Genomic DNA, 22,675 nt, shown 5'->3' with positions numbered 1-22,675 from the left:
AGACGAAAACGCGGGAAAAAAACATGGAACAGACAGTGAAAATTTCAGTCCGGAACCTGGTGGAATTTATTCTGCGGGAGGGGGACATTGACAACCGTATGGCCGGCAGCATGGAACGCGACGCCATGCAGCAGGGGAGCAGGATTCACCGCAAGATCCAGAGGCGGATGGGTTCTGCTTATCGTGCGGAGGTTCTGCTGAAAATACAATGCCCCTGCGAGGGCTTTATTCTGCAGGTGGAGGGGCGTGCGGACGGGATACTGACGGAAGAGGGGCAGACGGTCATTGACGAGATCAAAGGCGTCATGCGGGATCTGGAGCTGGTGCGGGAGCCGGTGGGAGTCCATCTGGCCCAGGCGAAGTGCTACGCATACATATACGCCTCCCAGAACGGACTGGACGCGGTCGGCGTGCAGATGACCTACTGCAACCTGGAGACCGAAGAAATCAAACGGTTTCGGCAGCAATACGGGCTGAAAGAGCTGGAAGGATGGTTTGGGGATCTGGTTCATGCCTATGAAAAATGGGCCGGATTTCAGATCGCCTGGAAAAAAGAACGAAATGCGTCCATCCGCAGGACGGAATTTCCCTTTCCCTACCGTGCGGGGCAGAGGGATTTGGCGGCTTCCGTTTACCGCACGATCCTGCGTCAGAAAAAGCTGTTCATCCAGGCGCCCACCGGGGTGGGAAAGACGATGGCGGTCCTGTTTCCTGCTGTGCGGGCCATGGGGGAGGAGCTGGGGGAGAAGATCTTCTATCTGACGGCGAAAACCATCACCCGAACCGTGGCGGAGCAGGCATTTCAGACGCTGCGCAGCCGGGGACTGCAGTTTAAGGTGATCACGCTCACCGCCAAGGAAAAAATCTGTTTTTGCGAGGAAACGGAGTGCAACCCGGACGCATGCCCTTACGCAAAGGGGCACTATGACCGGGTCAACGACGCGGTGTTCGACCTGATCAATAAGGGCTGCGAGCTGACCCGCGGCGTGCTGGAAGCCCAGGCAAAGGAGTATCAGGTCTGTCCCTTTGAGATGGCATTGGATGTGTCTCTCTGGGTAGATGCGGTGATCTGTGACTATAATTATGTATTTGACCCCAATGCCCATCTGAAACGGTTTTTCTCGGAAGGAAACAAGGGCGGTTATCTCTTTTTGATCGACGAGGCCCACAATCTGGTGGAGCGGGGGCGGGAGATGTACAGCGCCGAGATCTATAAAGAGGAGGTCTTAAGGATCAAGCGGCTTGTGAAAACAGAGGCCCCCGTGCTGGCAAAACGTCTGGAAGAGTGCAACAGGCAGCTTCTGGAGATGAAGCGGGAATGTGAAAATTATACCATTCTGATGAAGGAAGCCGCCGGATTGCAGGAGAATCCCGGATTCGCAAAAGGGGAAGGCGGCTGTCAGGTTGTGGACAGTGTGTCCCATGTCTCTTTAAAATTGATGAACGTTTTCGCCGAACTGGAGCGTTATCTGGAGGAATGCCAGGATCAGGGGAAGCGGGAGGAAGTGCTGGATTTCTATTTCCAGGTCCGTGATTTTCTCAATATCTATGAGATACTGGATGAAAATTACACGGTTTATGCGGAACTGGAACGGCAGGGGCACTTCAAGCTAAAGCTCTTGTGCGTGAACCCTGCGGCGAACCTTCAGAAGTATCTGGAACAGGGGAACAGCACGGTATTTTTTTCCGCCACACTGCTTCCCATTCATTATTATAAAAAGCTGCTGAGCGTGGAAACGGACGATTACGCGGTCTATGCAGAATCCACGTTTCCTGAAAAAAACAGGCTGCTCCTTTTAGGAACCGACGTGAGCACCAGATACACCCTGCGGGGAAAGGAGATGTACTGCAGGATCGCCCGGTATATTCTGGAGACGATCCGGGCGAAAAGGGGCAATTACATGATTTTTTTCCCGTCCTACCGTTTCATGGAGGATGTGTATGAAGCATTCCGGGGCGAAGCGGCGGAGGAGGACGACATCGAATGTGTCCTGCAGTCCCAGTACATGGGGGAGGAGGCGAGGGAGATCTTCCTGGAGACCTTTGAGGAGGAACGGGACAACTCCCTGGCCGGTTTCTGCGTGATGGGCGGGATTTTTTCGGAGGGGATCGACCTGACCAAAGACCGCCTGATCGGAGCCGTGATCGTAGGGACGGGGCTGCCCCAGGTCTGCAACGACCGGGAGATCCTGCGTGCCTGCTTTGACAGCAGGAAGCTGTCCGGCTTTGATTATGCTTACCTGTATCCCGGTATGAATAAAGTCCTGCAGTCTGCCGGGCGGGTGATCCGCACGGAGGAGGACCGGGGGGTGATCCTTCTGCTGGATGAGCGGTTTTTGGGAGCCCAGTACCAGGGCACATTTCCGAGAGAATGGAGCAGGATACAGACCTGCAGGCTGGGAAACCTGGAGGAGAAACTAAAATATTTCTGGGGAAACGGAAGGATTTAGCCGAAATACCAGATTTTTCTTAACTTTTCAGGGGTTGCGCCGATATATCTAACAGAGGATAATAATTGGTTTTCCTAATAAAAGAAAAGGAGGAAATAAAGTGAAAATCGGTGAGAATTATCAGAATATCCAGAATAATTACGCGTATGTGAATGCCAATAATGTAGCTGCAGCTTCCAAGGTTGCTGCAGAGAAGAAGGATGGATCAGCAGATGCTTCGGCAGTAGGTGCGGCAGCTCCGAATACAGACCGTGCAGAGTTCAGCGCTGATACAAAGGTTACAAGCAAGATGAGCGATTCCGAAAGGGCAGCTCTGGTAGAAAGCTTAAAGTCAGATCTGGACAACCAGATGTCACGCTTCACCAATATGATGATGCAGACATTCAACAAGCAGGGGATCACCGGCCTTACAGCAGGCAGCGACGCATTCTGGCGTCAGATCGCAAGCGGCAACTTTACCGTAGATGCACAGACAAAGGCAGAGGCTCAGCAGGCGATTTCCGAGGATGGTTACTGGGGAGTAAAGCAGACCTCCCAGAGAATTTTCGATATGGCGAAGGCGCTTGCAGGAGACGATCCCGCTAAGATGAAAAAGATGCAGGATGCGGTAGAAAAAGGCTTTGAGCAGGCAACAGCTTCCTGGGGCAAGGCTCTTCCGGGTATCTGCGATGATACGCACAGCGCGATCAATGGAATGTTCGAAGAATATTATAAGAACGCAGGTGTGGAGAAATAATACATACGAAAGAAAGTATGGTCAGAAATGTACAAAAAAACGGAATGGAGACACAGCGCTCCCTTCCGTTTTTTTCATACATTGCATTCAAAAAGTGACTGCCGGGAATCTATACACAACCTGTTTCCCGGCAGTCACTTTTTGTATTACTCGATTGCGATATATCTTGGCTGTTCTTCGATGGCTTTCGGAACTTCCTTTGGAATGCTTAAGTGAAGGACTCCGTCGGAGAATGCGGCCTTGATGTCCTCCTGTGTCAGCTCCTTGCCGACATAGAAGCTGCGGTTGCAGGAGCCGGTATAACGCTCCTTGCGGATGCACTTTCCTCTGGAATCATGTTCTTCCTTGGTCTCGTTTTTCGAAGCGGTGACGGTGAGATAGCCGTCTTTGAGATCCGCCTTGATATCTTCCTTCTTATATCCCGGAAGCTCCATCTCTACCAGGTAGCTGTTGTCATTCTCATGAATGTCTGCCTTCATGATCTGTGACGCGGCATGTTCGAAAGGTCTCTCAAAAAACGGATCGTTGAAAAAGTTGTCGATAAAATTTCTGCTTGGCAGTAACATATGTCATCCCTCCATGTGTAATTTGAAAATGATTGTTATCTTTGTTCTATAAGAACTATAGCACATATTATTAGCACTGTCAATAGGTGAGTGCTAATAATATGTGAATAAAATGTGAACCCGGTGCGATTCAGGGTCTGACAGGGTATAAACTGTAAGGCAATGCGAATCACAGGTTACTGTTCATACGGTGTCGTGCACCTGCTGCACGGCATCCGGCCAATTCAGTGATGGGGCGGGCATCCAGCCCCTCGCCGTCAGGCGACCTTTCAATGGGCTGGATGCGTTACAGTTCGCGGCCGGTTGGGCCGTGAACTGTAACAATCACAGCGGGAACTCTAAAATAAAAGATGCCCGGGATTCCCGATTTTTATACGGCGCACTTTTTTTCCTGAAAAACTTGCCCGGAACGGTTTTTATGGGTTATACTTAGAAAGAAGTGCAGGAAACAATCAGTGATTCAGCAGAATGGAGAAGAATGTGAAGGACAGACTGACAAAAAGCGATGTAAAGAAGATTGAAGAGGAGATAGAGCACCGGAAGCTCGTGGTCAGAAAGACCGCCATTGAAGCGGTGAAGGAAGCGCGGGCGCACGGCGATCTGAGCGAGAATTTTGAGTACCACGCGGCCAAAAAGGACAAGAACCAGAACGAGAGCAGAATCCGCTATCTGGAGCGGATGCTGAAAAACGCGGTGATCGTGGATGACAGCTCCAGGGAGGACGAGGTGGGAATCAACAATACGGTAGAGCTCTATATCGAGGAGGATGACGAGACGGAAGTCTACCGGCTGGTGACCTCCATCCGGGGCAGTTCCCTGAATGGGCTGATCAGCATCGAATCCCCGCTGGGAAAAGCCATCATCGGGCATAAGGTGAATGACAGGGTATACATCAGGGTCAATGACGATTATGGATACTATGCCGTGATCAAAAAGATTGAAAATACCCAGGAGGAAGAGTCGGACCATATACGAAGCTATTAAAAAGCTGCCGGAAAATCAACACATGGATGCAAGTGTGATTTCCCGGCAGTTTTTCTCTTTCGGCTAAACTCTTTTCTTATATCCTACAGCCTTCCGTAATTATAATTTTTCTTCAGCGGAAAAGAAGAGAGGTCCGCGTCTTTTGCGGGTCCGCCTTCCTCACTGCGGCTGCCGGAGTCGATCTCCAGGTTTTTGTTTGCCGTGGACAGCATCAGCTTGATCCGGTTGAGCTGGTTTACTTCGCTTGCGCCCGGGTCAAAATCGATGGCCACCACATTGGACTGGGGATAGAGCCTGCGAAGCTCCTTGATGACCCCTTTTCCCACCACGTGGTTGGGCAGGCAGGCAAAGGGCTGGGTGCACACGATATTTTCCGTACCGCTATGTATCAGTTCCAGCATTTCCCCGGTCAAAAACCATCCTTCCCCGGTCTGGTTGCCCAGGGAGACGATCCCCGAAGCCATCTCGGCCAGCTTTTCGATGGGAGTGGGAGGCGCGAAGTGAACGCTCTCCTCAAATGCCTTTGTGGCAGGGGCGCGGAACCACTCCAGCGCCTTGATTCCGAGATTTCCGATTTTCGCTTTGGACTTCTCCATTCCCAGATGGGATACTTTGAAATTCTGGTTGTAGAAGCAGTACATCAGGAAATCCAGCAGATCCGGGACAACGGCTTCGGCCCCTTCGCTTTCCAAAAGCTCCACCAGGTAGTTGTTCGCGGCGGGAAGGAATTTCACCAGGATCTCGCCCACCACGCCTACACGGGGCTTCTGAGTATCCAAAACCTCCAGGCTGTCAAAATCCCGGATGATATCCCGGCAGAGCTTCTTGAAGCCGCTCCGGGAAGGGTAAGCCTGGGCCAGATACTGTTTGGCCGTGTCCGCCCATTTCCGGTGCATGGCATTGGTGCTTCCGGGTACCGTCTCATAGGGGCGCATCCGGTAGACGCATTTCATGAAGATGTCCCCCAATACCAGCGCATAGATTCCGCGCAGTACCAGGACAGGCGTCAGCTTGAAGCCGGGATTCTCCTCCAGCCCGCTCAGGTTCAGGGAAATCACCGGAATATGCGAGTATCCGGCTTTTTTCAGCGCCCTGCGGATAAATCCGATATAATTCGACGCACGGCAGCCGCCTCCGGTCTGGGTAATGATCACGGCCAGGTGGTCGGTGTCATACCTGCCGGACAGGATGGCCTCCATGATCTGTCCCACCACCATCAGGGAGGGGTAGCAGGCATCGTTGTTAACATACTTTAATCCCACATCCACAGCCTGCTTGTTGTCGTTGGGCAGCACCGCGATGTTGTATCCGGACGCCCGGAACGCCGGCTCCAGCAGTTCAAAATGCATGGGCGACATCTGGGGGCAGAGGATCGTATAAGTCCTGCGCATCTCCTTGGTGAAGGGCACCTTCTCAATGGAAGCCGGACAGATGTTCCGCTTTGTATTGCGCTGTTCCCTGACGCGGATCGCGGCTAACAGGGAGCGGACGCGGATTCTGGCGGCTCCTAAGTTGTTGACCTCATCGATTTTCAGCGAGGTGTAAATCTTGTCGGAGTTGGTGAGGATCTCCGCCACCTGATCCGTGGTGACCGCATCCAGCCCGCATCCGAAGGAATTTAACTGGATCAGATCCAGATTGTCCGTTGTCTTTACATAATTTGCCGCCGCATACAGTCGGGAATGGTACATCCACTGGTCCATCACATTTAAGGGACGCTCCACCGCATGCAGGTGGGACACGGAATCCTCGGTCAGCACCGCAATGTTGTAGGAGGTAATCAGCTCCGGCAGCCCGTGGTTGACCTCCGGGTCGATGTGGTAGGGCCGGCCGGCAAGCACGATGCCCCGATTGCCGGTGTCTTTGAGGAATTGAACCGTCTCTTCCCCTTTTTTGCGCATATCCTCCCGGCACGCCGAGAGCTCTGTCCATGCGTCATGCACGGCAGCGCGGATCTCCTCCTCGGAGAGGGAGAACTTCTTTGCCAGCTCTTCCACCAGACGGTAGGAGATGGTCTCCTCGTCTTTCAGGCTCAGAAACGGATGGATAAAATCCACCTCTCCCTTTACGATGGGGTCCATATTGTTCTTGATGTTCTCCGGGTAGGAGGTGACGATGGGGCAGTTGTAGTGGTTGTTGGCGTCCTCAAATTCGTTTCGCTCAAAGGGAACGGAAGGATAGAAGATATGCCTTACGCCTTCGTTGATCAGCCACTGGATATGCCCGTGGGCCAGCTTTGCCGGATAACATTCGGATTCGCTGGGGATGGACTCGATCCCAAGCTCATAAATCTTTCTGGTGGAAGCCGGGGAGAGCACCACCCGGAACTTCAGTTTTGTAAAAAACGTAAACCAGAAGGGATAGTTTTCATATATGTTGAGCACCCGCGGAATCCCGATGGCGCCGTGTACGGCTTCCTCTTTTTCCAGCGGGGTATATCCGAAATAGCGCTTCATCTTGTAGTCAAAGAGATTGGGCATCTGGTTCACCGGCTTTTCCTTGCCAAGCCCGCGCTCGCAGCGGTTTCCGGTGATAAACCGTCTTCCTCCGCTGAAATGGCTGACCGTGAGGCGGCAGTTGTTGGTGCAGCCCCTGCACTTGGTCATGGTGGTGGAGTACTCCAGCGCCTGGATCTCCTCGATGGAGAGCATGGTGGTGCCTTCGCATTCCGTATAACGCTCCCTGGCGATCAGAGCGGCTCCGAAAGCGCCCATGATGCCGGCGATATCCGGGCGGATGGCTTCGCAGTCCGCGATCTTCTCGAAGCTTCGAAGGACCGCGTTGTTGTAAAAGGTTCCTCCCTGGACCACGATATGGGATCCCAGTTCGGACGCGTCGGACACCTTAATGACTTTGAACAGGGCGTTTTTGATGACGGAATAGGCAAGCCCGGCGGAGATATCCGCAACCTCGGCCCCTTCCTTCTGGGCCTGCTTGACTTTGGAATTCATAAATACGGTACAGCGGGTTCCCAGGTCAATGGGGTTGCGGGCATACAGGGCCTCATGGGCAAAATCCTCCACCGTATAATTGAGGGATTTTGCGAAAGTCTCAATAAAGGAGCCGCAGCCCGAGGAGCAGGCTTCGTTGAGCTGCACGCTGTCCACGGTCTGGTTCTTGATCTTGATGCACTTCATGTCCTGGCCGCCGATGTCTAAGATGCAGTCCACGTCCGGCTCAAAATAGGACGCCGCGTAGTAATGGGAAACGGTCTCCACCTCCCCTTCGTCCAGCAGAAGGGCGGCTTTGATCAGCGCCTCCCCGTAGCCGGTGGAGCAGGAGTGGACGATCCGGACATCTTCTGGAAGCTGGCTGTAGATGTCCTTGACGGCCCGGATGGTGGTGCCTAAGGGATCTCCCTCATTGTTGTGATAAAAGGAATACAAAAGGGTCCCGTCCTCGCCCACCAGCGCGGCTTTTGTAGTGGTGGAGCCGGCGTCGATACCCAAAAAGGCGTTTCCTTTATAAGAGGAAAGGTCCTTGATGGGAACCTGGTGCCGGTTGTGGCGGCTGATAAACGCCTCGTATTCTTTGGTGGATGCAAACAGCGGTTCCATCCGGTCCACTTCAAATTCCATCTGGATCTTGCCTGCCAGCCGTTCCTGCAGCTCACGCAAGGGAACCTTTGCAGATTCGGGCTTTGCGTTAAGGGCGGAGCCGATGGCGGCAAACAGGTGGGACTGGTAGGGGACGATGGTATGCTCGTCGTCCAGCTTCAAGGTGCGCACAAAAGCCTCCCGCAGTTCCGATAAAAAGTGCAGCGGGCCTCCTAAAAAGGCCACATGCCCCCGGATCGGCTTGCCGCAGGCCAGGCCGCTGATGGTCTGGTTGACTACGGCCTGGAAGATGGAGGCCGCCAGGTCTTCCTTGGAGGCGCCCTCGTTGATCAGCGGCTGAATGTCCGATTTGGCAAATACGCCGCAGCGGGCCGCGATGGAGTAGAGGGCTTTGTAATTTTTCGCATAGGCATTGAGGCCGGACGCATCGGTCTGCAGGAGGGACGCCATCTGGTCGATGAAGGAACCCGTACCCCCGGCGCAGACGCCGTTCATGCGCTGTTCCACGTTGCCGCCCTCAAAATAGATGATCTTCGCATCCTCCCCGCCCAGTTCGATGGCTACGTCGGTCTGGGGCGCATAGTCCTGCAGCGCGGAAGAAACGGCGATGACCTCCTGCACAAAGGGTACCCCAAGATGGGTGGCGAGGGTCAGTCCGCCGCTTCCGGTGATGACCGGGGACACCCGGATGGAGCCTAAGGCGTACAGGGCCCGCCCAAGCAGGTCGGACAGGGTCTCCTGGATATTGGCAAAATGCCGTTCGTAATCGGAAAACAGGATTTCCCGGCTGCTGTTGAGTACCGCGATCTTGACGGTGGTGGAACCGATATCGATCCCCAAGCTGTATAAGTCATTCAAATTCATATAATTTCCACATCCTCTTTTATAAAGATTTTATGTCAGTTATTTCCTATTAAATGTTGCTTTTTACACGACAACAACCTACATTATACGACATGTTGAAAAAAAACACAATCGTAAAAGTGATGAACGTTTTCGGCAGGAATTGAATTTTTTTGAAAAATCATATAAACTATTTGGGAGTTTTATACAAAATTAACAGAAAAAGCATAACATATATTTGACAAAAACGCCTCCTGACGGTAGAATTATACATGATGGATTCGAAGAATAGAAAAGAGGAGAAGAAGACTTTTGAATTGGTTGGATAAGTTAGAAAGAAAATTCGGCAGATATGCAATTCCAAACCTGACCATGTATCTGATCGGTGGCTATGTGATCGGGTATATGACTTCACTCATGCAGCCCGCGCTGCTTTCGTGGCTGACTCTCGAGCCGGCCTATATTTTAAGGGGACAGGTCTGGAGGCTTTTGTCCTGGGTGCTGGTGCCGCCGAGCGGCAGCCTTCTGACGATCGTGATCATGATGCTGCTTTACTATCAGCTCGGCACGGCCCTGGAGAGGACCTGGGGGACTTTCCGTTACAATGTCTATATTTTTTCCGGTATTTTGTTTACCGTGCTGGGCGCGTTTATCCTGGCCGTATTTTTCGGTACGGATCTGGTAGGATACGGCGTTTTTTTCAGTACGTATTATATCAATATGTCCATTTTCCTTGCATTTGCGGCAAGCTATCCGGAGATGGAGCTTATGCTGTACTTCGTGCTGCCGATCAAAATCAAGTGGATGGCCTACGTGTATGTGGCCTATATCCTGTATGATCTGGTGAGAGGCAACTGGATGACAAGGACGGCCATCGTGGCATCCCTTCTGAACTTTATCCTGTTTTTCCTGTCCGGCAGGAACATGCGTCCCTACACGCCGAAGGAGCAGGCGAGAAAGCGGAAGTTCAAGAAGCAGGCGCGTCCCCATATGACCTATGCGGGCGGGGCCATGCACAGGTGCGCGGTGTGCGGGAAGACGGAGTTGGACGACCCCGGGCTGGAATTTCGGTTCTGTTCCAAATGCAACGGGAATTATGAGTACTGCCAGGAGCATCTGTTTACACATGAGCATGTAAAGTGAGAAGAGGAGGGTTCCTCAGAGCGGGGAGGCCCTCTGGGAGGGACTTTTTGGAGAAGCGGCTATGGTTTTCAGTTCATTGACATTTCTCTGCGTGTTTTTTCCGGCGGTGTTTCTGCTGTATTACCTGCTGCCGTCCATGCCCGCAAAGAATACGCTGCTGATCATCAGCAGTTTACTGTTTTATGCATACGGCGAGCCTGTCTACGTCCTTTTGATGGCGGGCAGCGCGAGCCTGAATTATCTCTACGGCCTGTGGATCGGGAGGGCAGGGAAGAAAAAGCCGGTTCTGGCCCTGGCCGTGGGTACCAATTTTCTGATTCTCGGCATTTTTAAATATGCCGATATGCTGATCGATACCTGCAACCGCCTGACAGGGGCGCAGTTTCCCCTGATTCGGGTCAGTCTGCCCATCGGGATTTCGTTTTTTACATTCCAGGCGCTGTCCTATCTGATCGATGTATACCGGGGGCAGGTGAAGGCGCAGAAGAACTACGCCCATATGCTGCTCTATATTTCCTTTTTCCCGCAGCTGATCGCCGGGCCGATTGTAAAATATCATGACATCGAGCGGCAGATCTCAAACAGGACGTTTGACCTGGAGGAGACTGCAGAGGGATTTCGCAGGTTCATCGTGGGGCTGTCTAAGAAGGTGCTTTTGTCCAATACGGCCGCCCTGGCCGCGGACGCGGTGTTTGCGGCAGAGCTGGCGCAGGTCGGCGCTCTGGCCGCGTGGATCGGAGCGGTCTCCTATCTGTTTCAGATTTATTTTGACTTTTCGGGTTACAGCGATATGGCCATCGGGCTGGGCCGCATGTTCGGATTTACGTTTCAGGAGAATTTCAACTATCCGTATATTTCCTGCAGTGTCCAGGAATTTTGGCGCAGATGGCATATTTCGCTGTCCACCTGGTTTAAAGAATATTTGTATATCCCCCTTGGCGGCAACAGAAAAGGGAGGGCGCGGACGTATGTGAATAAGCTGTTCGTGTTCTTCTGTACCGGATTGTGGCACGGGGCGGACTGGACCTTTGTCATATGGGGGCTGTATCACGGCCTGTTTTTGCTGCTGGAAGGGATACTTCCGGTGAAAAGACTGCCCAGGGCGCTGGGACATGTCTATACCATGCTGGTAGTCTGCGCCGGGTTCGTGATCTTCCGGGCGGATACCCTGTCCCAGGGAGCGGCCCTGATCGGGAAGATGTTCACCGGACTGCCGGCCGGCAGGGATACCATGGGCTTTGCCCTGCAGCAGATCAACCCGCTGCTTGTGCTTGTACTGGTGATCTGCCTGTTTGCCTCCTGCCCGCTGAAAAGCCTGAGAAGCAGGCTGCCCGGGCGCTGGGAGAAAATCCTGGCCAGAGTGGGGAATCCCAGCGCTTATGTATGCAGCATTGCCCTCCTTGTGCTCTGTATGCTGAGCCTGTCCGGGGGCACCTACAATCCGTTTATCTACTTCCGGTTTTAGAATCAGGCAGAAAGTGTATGAGACGATGAAAAAGAAGAGATGGTATCTGATCTATATAGCGGCCGTCCTTATGCTTGCGGCGTTTCCCTTTGTGGGGATGAGCGTGGCGGCTTCGAATGAGACAACAGAGAATAAAGAGCTGGCCAGGTTTCCCAGGCTTCGGTCCGACGGAACATGGAACGTCCGCTATTTGTCCCAGATGGGAGGCTATTTTGAAGATCATTTCGCGTTCCGGCAGGAGCTGGTGGCAGCCAACGCACTGATCCGGGGCAGGCTGCTGGGCGTATCGGCCTCGGACCAGGTGCTGGTGGGGAAGGACGGCTGGCTTTACTATACCGGAACATTGGACGATTACCTGGGCAGAAACCAGATGTCGGAAAAGGGACTTGCCAACGCGGTTCACAATATCGGCCTGATGCAGCAGTATGTGGAGGACAGGGGAAGCCGGTTTCTCATCACCATCGCCCCCAATAAAAATTCCGTGTATGACAGCCATATGCCGTCAAATTACCTGCGCAGCGGGGAGAATAACCATACCCGTCTGACGCCCCTCCTAAAGCAGGCGGGGATTCATTATGCGGATCTCCATGAGATCTTTGAAGAATCCGGCGAATGCCTGTATCTGCAGGGGGATTCCCACTGGAACAACAAGGGGGCGCTGCTTGTCTGCAGAAAGCTGCTGGACGGGCTTGACAGGGAGTACGACGGTTCTGCTTACGACTCCTGGGAGGTCAGAAAGGAGCACACAGGAGATCTGGCGGAGATGCTTTACTCTGTGGCCGCAAAGCCGGAGGACAATGTATATTATGACCGGATTCCCATCTATGCCTATGTCAATGACGTGGAGGATACAGAGGAGGACTGGATCGAGACGATCAACCCGAACGGGCAGGGGAGGCTTTTGATGTTCCGGGATTCATTCGGAAATTCCATGCTCCCCATTCTGGCAAATGAATTTGAATACGGATATTTTTCCCGTCTGGTTCCCTACAACCTGAGCAACCTGGACAAGTACCATCCGGAATATGTGGTGGTGGAACGGGTGGAGAGAAGGCTTTCGTTTTTTGCGGAGCAGCCCCCTGTCATGGAGGGGCCGGTCAGAGTTCTGGAGGAGCTCAGGGCAGCGGCCACAGATACGACGGTGTCCGTCCGGGAAGACGGCTCCTGGTATGTGGTGGAGGGGACGCTGGATTCGGAATATACACAGAAAGACTCCCGGGTCTATGTGTCTGTCCGGCCGGAGAACGGGGAGTCTGTGACCTATGAGGCGTTTCTTACTTCCTCCAGGGAAGAAGAGGGCTGGAATGACGACGGATATCAGCTATACTTAAGACAGGCGTCCCTGCCTAGGGGGAAGGTGAATCTGGACATCATCCTGGTAAACGGCAGTACCCAGACGATCGTAGGGACAGAAGAACTAAAAGGATAAAATTTCAGCCCCAATCCGGAGCCGCTAAAGCAGGCGGGATGTCCGGTCATGGCTGTATTATAAAAAGGGAATGAGAATTTCGGAGGAACAAATGAAGAAAAGGATATTTACAAAAATTTTGGTAATTGCGGCAGCCTGCCTGGTCCTTGGATGCGGAAAAAAGGAAGATGGAACGCAGAAAACAGAAGGACCGGAAACTGAGATAAATGACGGTAAGGAGGTGGAACAGGAAGAAAAGTCAGAGTACAGGACCATCGGAGAGGAGTCCGGGGACGCCCTTCGGTTATTGCTGACCAACCAGACCGGCAGTGAGATCACCGGCCTGTCGGTGAAGGCATCTTCCGGGGAGGAGGCGTCTGAGAATCTTCTGGGGGAAGATATGAAGATCGGCATAGAGGAAACAATATGCATGTATTATACTCCCGGAAAAGCGGATTCCGAACAGGGCGAAAAAGCCAGGACAACGTATGATATCAGCCTGTCCTATGAGGACGGCCGGGTTGTCGAAATCACAGGTCTTGAACTGGATGATATGGAAAAGGCAGAGCTGTGTTTTGAAGAAGAAGTAGGATTTGTAAAATATACGAGTGCGGATTCAGGAAAAGAGATCAGCACGAAAGAGACGGCGCTTGCGCTGAGAGCGCAGCAGCAGGCAAAGGCGGCTGCGGAAAAGCAAAAGAAAGCGGAAGCGGAGGCAGCGGCGGAGCAGGCGAAAAAAGATGCCCAGGCGGCCGCGGCGGCCCAGGCCCAGGCAGAGACGGCGGCTCAGACACAGTACGAACAGCAGTACTATGAGCAGCCGGTATACCAGGAGCCAGTCTATGAAGAGCCGGTATACCAGGAGCCGGTCTATGAAGAGCCGGTTTATGAAGAACCGGCTGATTCCGGCGGACAGAATCAGGATGTCAGCCAATCCGGGGAAGGCTGTCTTGGCGGCCAGGGCGTACTGCGGTACTAAAAAAGCCGCGGCGCGGTTCGCGTCTGCGGTGTTTTCGGCAGTGAACCCGCGGCCCGGTGCAGCCGATCCGGCAGAATACACTTGGAATAAGAGGGAGACAGATTGAAATGAAAAAGACAAAAATTGTATGTACTATGGGTCCGAGTACGGACGACAAGGAAGTATTGCGCAGCATCATCCGGGGCGGGATGGATGTGGCACGTTTTAATTTTTCACATGGAACCCATCCGGAACAGAAGGCCAGGATGGACATGCTCAAGATGATCCGGGAGGAGGAACATTCGAATACGGCGATCCTGTTGGATACAAAGGGACCGGAGATCCGTACAGGTGTATTGAAGGACGCAAAAAAGGTAAAGCTGGAGGCCGGCGCTATGATCACGCTGACCCCCGAGGATATCCCTGGGGACGCCCAGAAGGTATCCATCACATACGATGGTCTGGCAGAGGATGTGGACCGGGGAAAGAAGATACTGATTGACGACGGTCTGATCGAGCTGGAAGTGGTGAAAAAGGACGGGAAGGACATTGTCTGCCGCATCCTCAACGGAGGGGAGTTAGGAGAGCGCAAAGGAATCAATGTCCCCAACGTGCCGGTACGGCTTCCGGCCATTACGGAGAAGGACAAGGAAGATATCAAATTTGGCGTGGAGCAGGATATTGATTTCATTGCGGCTTCTTTTGTGCGCAACGCGGAATGCATCCTGGAGATCAAGGCTTATCTCAAGTCCCTCCACGCACAGTATATTCCGATCATTGCCAAGATTGAGAACGCGGAGGGCATCCGCAACATTGATGAGATCCTCCGGGCTGCGGACGGGATCATGGTAGCCAGGGGAGACTTAGGGGTGGAGATTCCCGCGGAAGAGCTTCCCTATCTGCAGAAGATGCTCATTCAGAAGTGTAAAAATAACTTCAAGACCGTGATCACGGCGACCCAGATGCTGGATTCCATGATCCGCAATCCACGTCCCACCCGTGCGGAGGTGACGGACGTTGCCAATGCGGTCTATGACGGCACCGACGCGGTGATGCTCTCCGGCGAGACGGCTGCGGGAAAATATCCGCTGGAGGCATTGAAGATGATGGTCCACATCGTAAAGAACGCGGAAGAACATCTGGATTATGACATTTTGCTGGCCCAGGCGGGAGACCACCTTAAATCCAGCGTTTCCACGGCAATCGGGTATTCCTCCGTGCTGGCGGCGGCAAACCTGAATGCAAAATGTATCATTACGCCGTCGGTGTCCGGAGCCACAACACGGTATGTATCCAACATGAAACCCAGGCAGGAGATCCTTGGGGTGACGCCCAGCGACAGGGCGCTGCGCAGGATGTCCATTTACTGGGGGGTCACTCCGCTGAAATCTCTGGAATTCAGCACAACAGATGATGTATGTAACGGTGCGATAGAGCTTGCGCAGGTAAAACAGTTTGTGGACACGGGAGATATCGTAGTCCTTACGGCAGGGATGCCGTCACCGAATGTACGGGAAGAGATCGGCGGGGTAAGCAACATGATGCGGATTGCCACGATAGAGTAACGGCAGGAAAAATCCTCTGAATGCCCCGTTTGGCGGGATATTCAGAGGATTTTGCGTACCGCTGCGGGGGCGGCATACGTTTTGTATCTCATACTCGGGGGCACCCCATTATGGCCATGCAGCCGTTTTATAAGGTATACCCCAAGGGCATCCCATTATGGCCATGCGGCCGTTTTATAAGGCACAGGATTTGGAACACACGGCAGAACACAGGAAATGAGGCAGGACATGAACGGATTACGGTGGATTTCAGGGGTGGCGGCTTCTGCCGCCGCGGTGGTCATTTTGCTGATCAGCAGCTTCCAGGCGGCAATGTATCTGGACTTCGGCGTTTACGAACGGGAGTACACAAAATACCAGGTGCTGAAAGCTCTGGATATGGAGATGGAGGACGCCATGTATGTGACCCGGGAGATGATGGCATATCTCAAAGGGGACAGGGAGCGCTTAAGCGTGGTGACCACGGTGGAAGGTGTCCGGCAGGATTTTTTCAATGAACAGGACCGGCTGCACATGGAGGACGTGCAGGTGCTCTTTCTCGGCGGCCTCTCCCTGCGCAGATGGGCGTCGGCCGTGCTGGCGGCGGCTCTGGCGCTGCTGGCATTTGTATGCAGAAAAGACATGTGGAAGACCCTGGCGGGAAGTTTTCAGGCGACGCTGGGGGTTCTGGCAGTGTGCATCCTGCTTTTGGGAATCGCCGTGGCAAGGGATTTCAACGCGGTGTTTACGAAGTTCCATGAGATCTTTTTTGACAATGACCTGTGGCTGTTTGACCCGGCCACGGACTACATGATCCGGATGCTGCCGGAGGGCCTGTTTTTTGACATGGTGCTTCGGATCGGGGGCTTCTTTCTGACAGGGCTGGGCATTTGTCTGGCGTTGAGCATCTTCTGTATGGTCAGGGTCAGAAAACAAAGCGCTGCAAGGTAAGAGCAGCAGCCTTCAGGGCAGGAAAAAAGGAAACGTTCAGGCAGAATTTGTGAAAAATGAAGGAGGAGAAACGATATGGGGAATGTAAAGCGTGTATATGTGGAGAAAAAGGCGGATTTTGCCGTGCAGGCGAAGGAGTTAAAGCATGAAATCCGGCATTATCTCGGAATCCGCACGGTGACAGGGGTGCGGGTGCTGATCCGTTATGATGTGGAAAATGTTTCAGAGGAATCCTTTGAAAAAGCGTGCAGAGGAGTCTTTGCGGAGCCGCCGGTGGATCTGCTGTACCGGGAGGAGATTCCGGTGGGGGAGGAAGACCGGGTATTTTCCGTAGAGTATCTTCCGGGGCAGTTCGACCAGAGGGCGGATTCCGCGGAGCAGTGCATCCAGTTTATCAAAGAGGATGAAAAACCGGTCATCCGCACGGCCGTCACTTATGTGATCCAGGGGACGGTGACGGACGAAGAATTTGCGGCTATCAAAAACCACTGCATCAACCCCGTGGATTCCCGGGAGACCGGCCTGGAGAAGCCGGACACGCTGGTTGCGGTTTTTGAGGAGCCGGAGGATGTGAAGATCCTTTCGGGCTTTCGGGACATGCAGGAGGAGGAACTGAGGACGCTCTACGATTCTCTGGGGCTGGCCATGACCTTTCAGGACTTTCTCCATATCCGGACCTATTTCCTCGGAGAGGAGCGCCGCGATCCGTCCATGACCGAGATCCGCGTGCTGGATACCTACTGGTCCGACCATTGCCGCCATACTACATTTTCCACGGAGTTAAAGAACGTATCCTTCGGCGAAGGGGATTACAGGGAGCCCATTGAGGATACCTACAGGCAATATGTAAAGGATCACAGCGAGATTTTTGCCGGCAGGGAGGATAAGTTCCACTGCCTGATGGATCTGGCGCTGATGGCCATGAGGAAGCTGAAAAAGGAAGGGAAGCTGGCCGATCAGGAGGAGTCTGACGAGATCAACGCATGCAGCATCGTGGTTCCCATCAAGGTGGACGGCGTGGAGGAGGAGTGGCTCATCAACTTTAAGAATGAGACCCACAACCATCCCACGGAGATTGAGCCCTTCGGAGGGGCGGCCACCTGCCTGGGCGGCGCCATCCGCGACCCGCTTTCCGGAAGGACCTATGTATACCAGGCCATGCGTGTGACCGGGGCGGCAGATCCTACGGTGTCGGCCGGGGATACGCTTAAGGGCAAGCTTCCCCAGAAGAAGCTGGTCCAGGGGGCGGCCAGAGGATACAGCTCCTATGGAAACCAGATCGGCCTGGCCACGGGAACGGTCAAGGAGATCTACCATCCGGATTATGTGGCGAAGCGTATGGAGATCGGCGCGGTCATGGGGGCGGCGCCGAGACGGGCGGTGATCCGTGAGACCTCGGATCCGGGAGATATCATCATCCTTCTGGGCGGGCGCACCGGGCGGGACGGCTGCGGCGGAGCGACCGGTTCCTCCAAGGTCCATACCGAGGAGTCTATCGAGACCTGCGGCGCGGAGGTACAAAAGGGCAATCCTCCTACAGAGCGCAAGATCCAGCGTCTCTTCCGCAGGGAGGAGGTCAGCCGTCTGATCAAGAAGTGCAACGATTTCGGGGCAGGCGGCGTGTCGGTTGCCATCGGGGAGCTGGCGGAAGGACTGCGGGTGGATCTGGACAAGGTGCCGAAAAAATACGCGGGCCTGGACGGAACGGAGATCGCCATTTCCGAATCCCAGGAACGGATGGCTGTGGTCGTAGATCCCAAGGATGCAGAACAATTCCTGGCCTATGCCGGGGAGGAAAACCTGGAGGCCACCGAGGTAGCCGTGGTGACCGAGGCTCCGCGGCTGGTGCTGGTCTGGAGGGGAACGGAGATCGTCAACCTCTCCCGGGCCTTTCTGGATACCAACGGAGCCCATCAGGAGACCGACGTGGAAGTGGAGATTCCGGGAAAGGAAGGCTCCCTCTTCGTCCGGGAAGAGGTGGCGGATGTGCGGGAAAAATGGCTGTCCATGCTGGCCGACTTAAACGTGTGCTCCCAGAAGGGGCTGGTGGAGATGTTCGACGGCTCCATCGGCGCGGCGTCGGTGTTCATGCCCCACGGCGGAAAGTATCAGATGACCGAGACCCAGGCCATGGCGGCCAAGGTGCCGGTACAGAACGGAACCACGGACAGCGTGTCCATGATGAGCTATGGATTTGACCCCTATCTGTCCAGCTGGAGCCCCTATCACGGGGCCATCTATGCGGTGACGGAGTCCATTGCGAAGATCGTAGCATCGGGCGGGGATTACCGGAAGATCCGGTTCACCTTCCAGGAGTATTTCCGCAGGATGACCGAGGACCCGAAGCGGTGGAGCCAGCCATTCGCGGCGCTTTTGGGGGCATACCGGGCGCAGCTTGGATTCGGCCTGCCGTCCATCGGCGGAAAGGACAGCATGTCCGGCACCTTCCAGGATATTGACGTGCCGCCTACATTGGTGTCCTTCGCGGTGGATATGGCGGTGGAAACGGATCTCATCACGCCGGAACTAAAGACCCCGGGCAATAAGCTGGTCTGGCTGCGGCTTGAGAGGGACGGGTATGACCTACCGGTCTATGAACAGGTGATGGAACAGTACGGGAAGTTTACGGAGGACATCCGCAGCGGCAGGATCGTGTCCGCCTATGCCCTGGATCGCCACGGCGTCCTTGCGGCAGTCAGCAAGATGGCCTTTGGAAATAAGCTGGGCGTGAAGATCGAGCATAACCTGGACCCCAGGGATGCCTTTGCTCCGGCATTCGGAGATCTGATCGCGGAGGTGAAGGACGGTCAGGTGGGCAACCTGCAGATTACCTATACGGTGATCGGGGAAGTCACCGAAGGAGACGGCTTCTCCTATGGAAATACAGAGATTTCCATGGAGGAGGCAGTCCGCGCCTGGAGCGGGACGCTGGAGCCGGTATTTGCGACGAAATCGGCGGCCTCCGAAGAAAGGGTGCTGGAAGATCGGCTCTATGACGGAACCGGGGAGGTTCATATCTGCAGCCATAAGATCGGACAGCCTACGGTATTTATCCCGGTATTTCCCGGGACGAACTGCGAATATGACAGCGGGCAGGCATTCCAGCGGGCAGGCGCGAAGGTGATCACGAGCGTGTTCAGGAATCTGGACGCCCAGGGCATCCGGGAATCTGTGGAGGAATTTGAAAAGGCCATCGGCCAGGCGCAGATGATCATGTTTCCGGGCGGGTTCAGCGCCGGGGATGAGCCGGACGGCTCCGCGAAATTCTTCGCGACGGCATTTATGAATGCCAGGATCAAAGAAGCGGTGGAGAAGCTGCTGCATGAGCGAGACGGTCTGGCGCTGGGCATCTGCAATGGTTTCCAGGCGCTGATCAAGCTGGGGCTGGTGCCCTATGGACGGATCGTGGGACAGACCGAGGATTCCCCGACCCTGACTTACAACACCATCGGCCGGCATATCTCCAAGATGGTCTATACCAAGGTGGTGAGCAGCAAGTCCCCATGGCTGGCCCAGGTGAAGCCGGGCAGCGTATTTACGATTCCGGCTTCCCACGGGGAAGGCAGGTTTGTGGCAAATGACGCATTGCTGGAAACATTATTTGAAAACGGCCAGGTTGCCACCCGGTACTGCGATCCCCAGGGCGTCATCAGCATGGACGAGGAATGGAATGTCAACGGCTCCTATCAGGCCATTGAGGGAATTACCAGCCCGGACGGAAGGGTGCTGGGCAAGATGGCCCACTCCGAGCGCCGCGGCCCGTCCGTTGCTGTCAATATTTACGGGGAACAGGATATGAAGATCTTTGAATCCGGCGTAGCGTATTTCCGGTAGGATCGACAGAGAGATTGAAGAAGAGAAGCCCCGGCTTATGCCGCAGATTTTGAAAAAAGTCTGCGGCTTTTTTTGCGCCCAAAAGCAGAAAGCGGGGGCGAATCACAGCGCGAAAGGCAGAGCTGTTTTTGAAGATTTCACGCCGATTTCACACCGGCCTCACACCGACTTCACCGCATTTTTATAAGTTTACCTCAACAAGAGGGCGGTTAGTCCTCACAGACAAAGGAGGTGATTTTTATGGCGTTTTTAGGTTTGGAATGGTACTGGTGGCTTGTGATCGCGGCGGCGCTGGCAATCTCTGTCCCGTTCAAGATCCGGTTTATGAAGTGGTGGAGCAAGCGGGAGCAGGAAAAGAAAAAGGAGCAGCACGAGAAATGGGGGGATGATGAATGATTGAAGTAAAGGATTTGACTTTCTACTACGGCAAAAACAAACAGGCTCTGCACGGCCTGGACTTCACTGTGGAAGATGGGGAAATATTCGGCTTCCTGGGGCCAAATGGCTCCGGGAAATCAACGACCCAAAAAATCCTGACCGGGATTTTGAAAGGATATGGCGGCAAGGTGTCGCTGTTCGGGCAGGATATTTTGTCTGCACACACGCAGGAGTTTTTTCAAAAGATCGGCGTCTTATTTGAGTTTCCCTATCTGTATGCCAATTTAAGCGCCGTTGACAATCTCAAATATTTTTCTTCGTTCTATCCGAAAGAACAGATACGCAGTATTGAGGAAGTCTTGGAGGAATTGGAATTTAAGCCGGACTTCTTGAGAAAGCCGGTTTCGTCTTACTCAAAGGGGATGCGGCAGAGGGCAAGCATGGCACGGGCACTGATCAGCAATCCCAAGCTGCTGTTTCTGGACGAACCGACCAGCGGGCTCGACCCCTCCGGCGCGGTCCTGTTCCGCAAGATCATTGAGGAGGAACGTAAAAAAGGTACAACGGTATTTCTAACGACCCACAATATGCTGGATGCCGATTTGCTGTGTGACCGGGTGGCATTTATTGCGGACGGCGAAATCAAGGCGCTGGACACTCCAAAAAATTTGAAAGAGCGAGGCAGCAGTCACCGCGTTGTAATCGACTATTTGTATCAGGGGAGGCGGGAAGAAAAGACGATTGAGGCCCCGGAATTAGAAGCGGGTATTCCTTTTGCGCATGACGAGATGATCAGTATCCATTCGCAGGAACCGACATTGGAGGATATGTTTATCCATTATACGGGAAGGGGGCTGTCTTGATGTGGAAAAGCCTTTGTTCTCTGTTCAAAAAGGATTGCCGGATGATGGTTTCCGGAAAATTCTTCCTCATGTCGTTGGGATTTTTGGTTCTTTACACGCTGTATGTGAACTTTGGATATATCAAATTCATGGATGCCAGTCTGTACAACGTGTACCTGTATGACCCGGCAGGAACCCAGACAACGGTTTCCACGCTGGTTCAGCAAGTTTCTTCAAAAGAAACACTTGACGCAGTTTTGCTTGATGATACAAATGGTGTCGGCATTGATGCCAGCGCCGGAAAGCCGCAGCTTGTATTCTATGAGGGGACAGAGAATGCGGACCGCCACCGGGCCGACTACGCGCTTTCTCTTCTGCAGCCGTCAGGGCATTACAGCGCCGAGGTGATTGGCTCCAATACGCCGGAGCAAAAGGCAAGGAAAGAGATCACCTGTGAACTGCTGTTTTTTGAAATTGCCGCAGTCGGATTTTTAGGGATTGCCGCTGTGCTGTTTAAGGAAAAAAGTATGGGCGTTATCCGTGTTCATGCCATTTTGCCTTTGCGAAAACATCTGTTTATCCTGTCCAAACTGGCAGTCTTTCTGCTGTCCGACCTGGTCTTTGCAATACTGCTCACCGTGCTGAATGTTGGAGTTTTGGATACCGCATCTATATTGCCTGGGGTGCTGCTTCAAACGGCATTTCTGTCCTTGATTATGGCCTTGACCGGTCTGATTTGCGCCCTGCTTCTAAAAGACTTCCGACAGTTTACATTGGCCTATCTTCTGATTGCCATTTTTGCTGCAACGCCTGTGTTCTTGGCTGCAAATACGGCGGTAAAGCTGGATTGGATTTATGTTCATCCATTTTATCATATTTATATGGGCCTGAAAAACGCTTACTTTGGAACTTCCTCGAATAGCCTTGCTTATTATTTGGGGTGTCTGGCTGCAATTGTTGTATTATTCGCATGCGTACAGCGCGTGTTCCTCAGAGAAATGGGAAAGGAGGGCTGA

16 protein-coding genes are annotated in these 22,675 nt (G+C 53.6%); 14 read left to right on the top strand and 2 right to left on the bottom strand.

Going from position 1 to position 22,675, the window contains the following annotated elements; all coding sequences use genetic code 11:
• Positions 1-23 precede the first annotated feature (23 nt).
• A complete protein-coding gene (locus tag EBB54_RS10445; RefSeq protein WP_125127382.1) occupies positions 24-2,450 on the top strand; it encodes an ATP-dependent DNA helicase in 2,427 nt (808 codons plus the stop codon).
• A gap of 100 nt (positions 2,451-2,550) precedes the next feature.
• Entirely contained in the window at positions 2,551-3,186 is a 636-nt protein-coding gene (locus EBB54_RS10440; protein WP_004078278.1) for a hypothetical protein, read from the top strand.
• Positions 3,187-3,332: 146 nt separating this feature from the next.
• Here the strand turns inward: EBB54_RS10440 and EBB54_RS10435 are convergent, their stop codons facing one another.
• Positions 3,333-3,752, bottom strand: a complete 420-nt coding sequence (locus EBB54_RS10435) for an Hsp20/alpha crystallin family protein (RefSeq protein ID WP_125127381.1) — start codon at positions 3,750-3,752, stop codon at positions 3,333-3,335.
• A 468-nt stretch (positions 3,753-4,220) separates the two neighbouring features.
• On the opposite strand from EBB54_RS10435, the gene EBB54_RS10430 reads away from it, so the two are divergent.
• Positions 4,221-4,736, top strand: a complete 516-nt coding sequence (locus EBB54_RS10430) for a GreA/GreB family elongation factor (RefSeq protein ID WP_330554460.1) — start codon at positions 4,221-4,223, stop codon at positions 4,734-4,736.
• 83 nt (positions 4,737-4,819) lie between these two features.
• Here the strand turns inward: EBB54_RS10430 and EBB54_RS10425 are convergent, their stop codons facing one another.
• Positions 4,820-9,157, bottom strand: a complete 4,338-nt coding sequence (locus tag EBB54_RS10425) for a 2-hydroxyacyl-CoA dehydratase (RefSeq protein ID WP_125127380.1) — start codon at positions 9,155-9,157, stop codon at positions 4,820-4,822.
• Between the two features lie 291 nt (positions 9,158-9,448).
• Between EBB54_RS10425 and EBB54_RS10420 the strand changes: the two genes are divergently transcribed.
• The 11 genes from EBB54_RS10420 (at position 9,449) to EBB54_RS10380 (ending at position 22,675) form a co-directional block, all read left to right on the top strand.
• Positions 9,449-10,279 carry a rhomboid family intramembrane serine protease gene (locus tag EBB54_RS10420; protein WP_125127379.1) on the top strand — a complete coding sequence of 277 codons (831 nt, stop codon included), beginning with the start codon at positions 9,449-9,451 and terminating at the stop codon, positions 10,277-10,279.
• Positions 10,280-10,340: 61 nt separating this feature from the next.
• Positions 10,341-11,744, top strand: a complete 1,404-nt coding sequence (locus tag EBB54_RS10415) for an MBOAT family O-acyltransferase (protein WP_125127378.1) — start codon at positions 10,341-10,343, stop codon at positions 11,742-11,744.
• Between the two features lie 25 nt (positions 11,745-11,769).
• A complete protein-coding gene (locus EBB54_RS10410; protein ID WP_125127377.1) occupies positions 11,770-13,173 on the top strand; it encodes an alginate O-acetyltransferase AlgX-related protein in 1,404 nt (467 codons plus the stop codon).
• 91 nt (positions 13,174-13,264) lie between these two features.
• The gene (locus EBB54_RS10405) at positions 13,265-14,131 is read left to right on the top strand and encodes a hypothetical protein (protein WP_125127376.1); all 867 of its coding nucleotides are present in this window, start codon (positions 13,265-13,267) and stop codon (positions 14,129-14,131) included.
• A 107-nt stretch (positions 14,132-14,238) separates the two neighbouring features.
• Positions 14,239-15,675, top strand: a complete 1,437-nt coding sequence (pyk, locus tag EBB54_RS10400) for a pyruvate kinase (protein WP_125127375.1) — start codon at positions 14,239-14,241, stop codon at positions 15,673-15,675.
• A gap of 228 nt (positions 15,676-15,903) precedes the next feature.
• Positions 15,904-16,605: a TIGR01906 family membrane protein gene (locus EBB54_RS10395; RefSeq protein WP_004078296.1), complete on the top strand. Its 702-nt coding sequence runs from the start codon at positions 15,904-15,906 to the stop codon at positions 16,603-16,605.
• Between the two features lie 75 nt (positions 16,606-16,680).
• On the top strand, positions 16,681-20,439 hold the full coding sequence (locus tag EBB54_RS10390; protein WP_125127374.1) for a phosphoribosylformylglycinamidine synthase: 3,759 nt from the start codon (positions 16,681-16,683) through the stop codon (positions 20,437-20,439).
• A 37-nt stretch (positions 20,440-20,476) separates the two neighbouring features.
• Positions 20,477-20,626 carry a hypothetical protein gene (locus EBB54_RS30130; RefSeq protein ID WP_154677784.1) on the top strand — a complete coding sequence of 50 codons (150 nt, stop codon included), beginning with the start codon at positions 20,477-20,479 and terminating at the stop codon, positions 20,624-20,626.
• Between the two features lie 53 nt (positions 20,627-20,679).
• A complete protein-coding gene (locus tag EBB54_RS30530; RefSeq protein ID WP_004078298.1) occupies positions 20,680-20,835 on the top strand; it encodes a hypothetical protein in 156 nt (51 codons plus the stop codon).
• Positions 20,832-21,680: an ABC transporter ATP-binding protein gene (locus EBB54_RS10385; protein WP_004078299.1), complete on the top strand. Its 849-nt coding sequence runs from the start codon at positions 20,832-20,834 to the stop codon at positions 21,678-21,680. Before EBB54_RS30530 ends, EBB54_RS10385 begins: the two co-directional genes overlap by 4 nt.
• Positions 21,680-22,675, top strand: a complete 996-nt coding sequence (locus EBB54_RS10380; protein WP_125127373.1) for an ABC transporter permease — start codon at positions 21,680-21,682, stop codon at positions 22,673-22,675. The genes EBB54_RS10385 and EBB54_RS10380 overlap by 1 nt, the downstream gene beginning before the upstream one ends.

The sequence above is a fragment of the Schaedlerella arabinosiphila genome (genome assembly GCF_003885045.1).
GTDB lineage: Bacteria > Bacillota > Clostridia > Lachnospirales > Lachnospiraceae > Schaedlerella > Schaedlerella arabinosiphila.
Note: the sequence above shows the minus strand (reverse complement) of the source record. Positions and strands in the feature narration are given on the sequence as shown.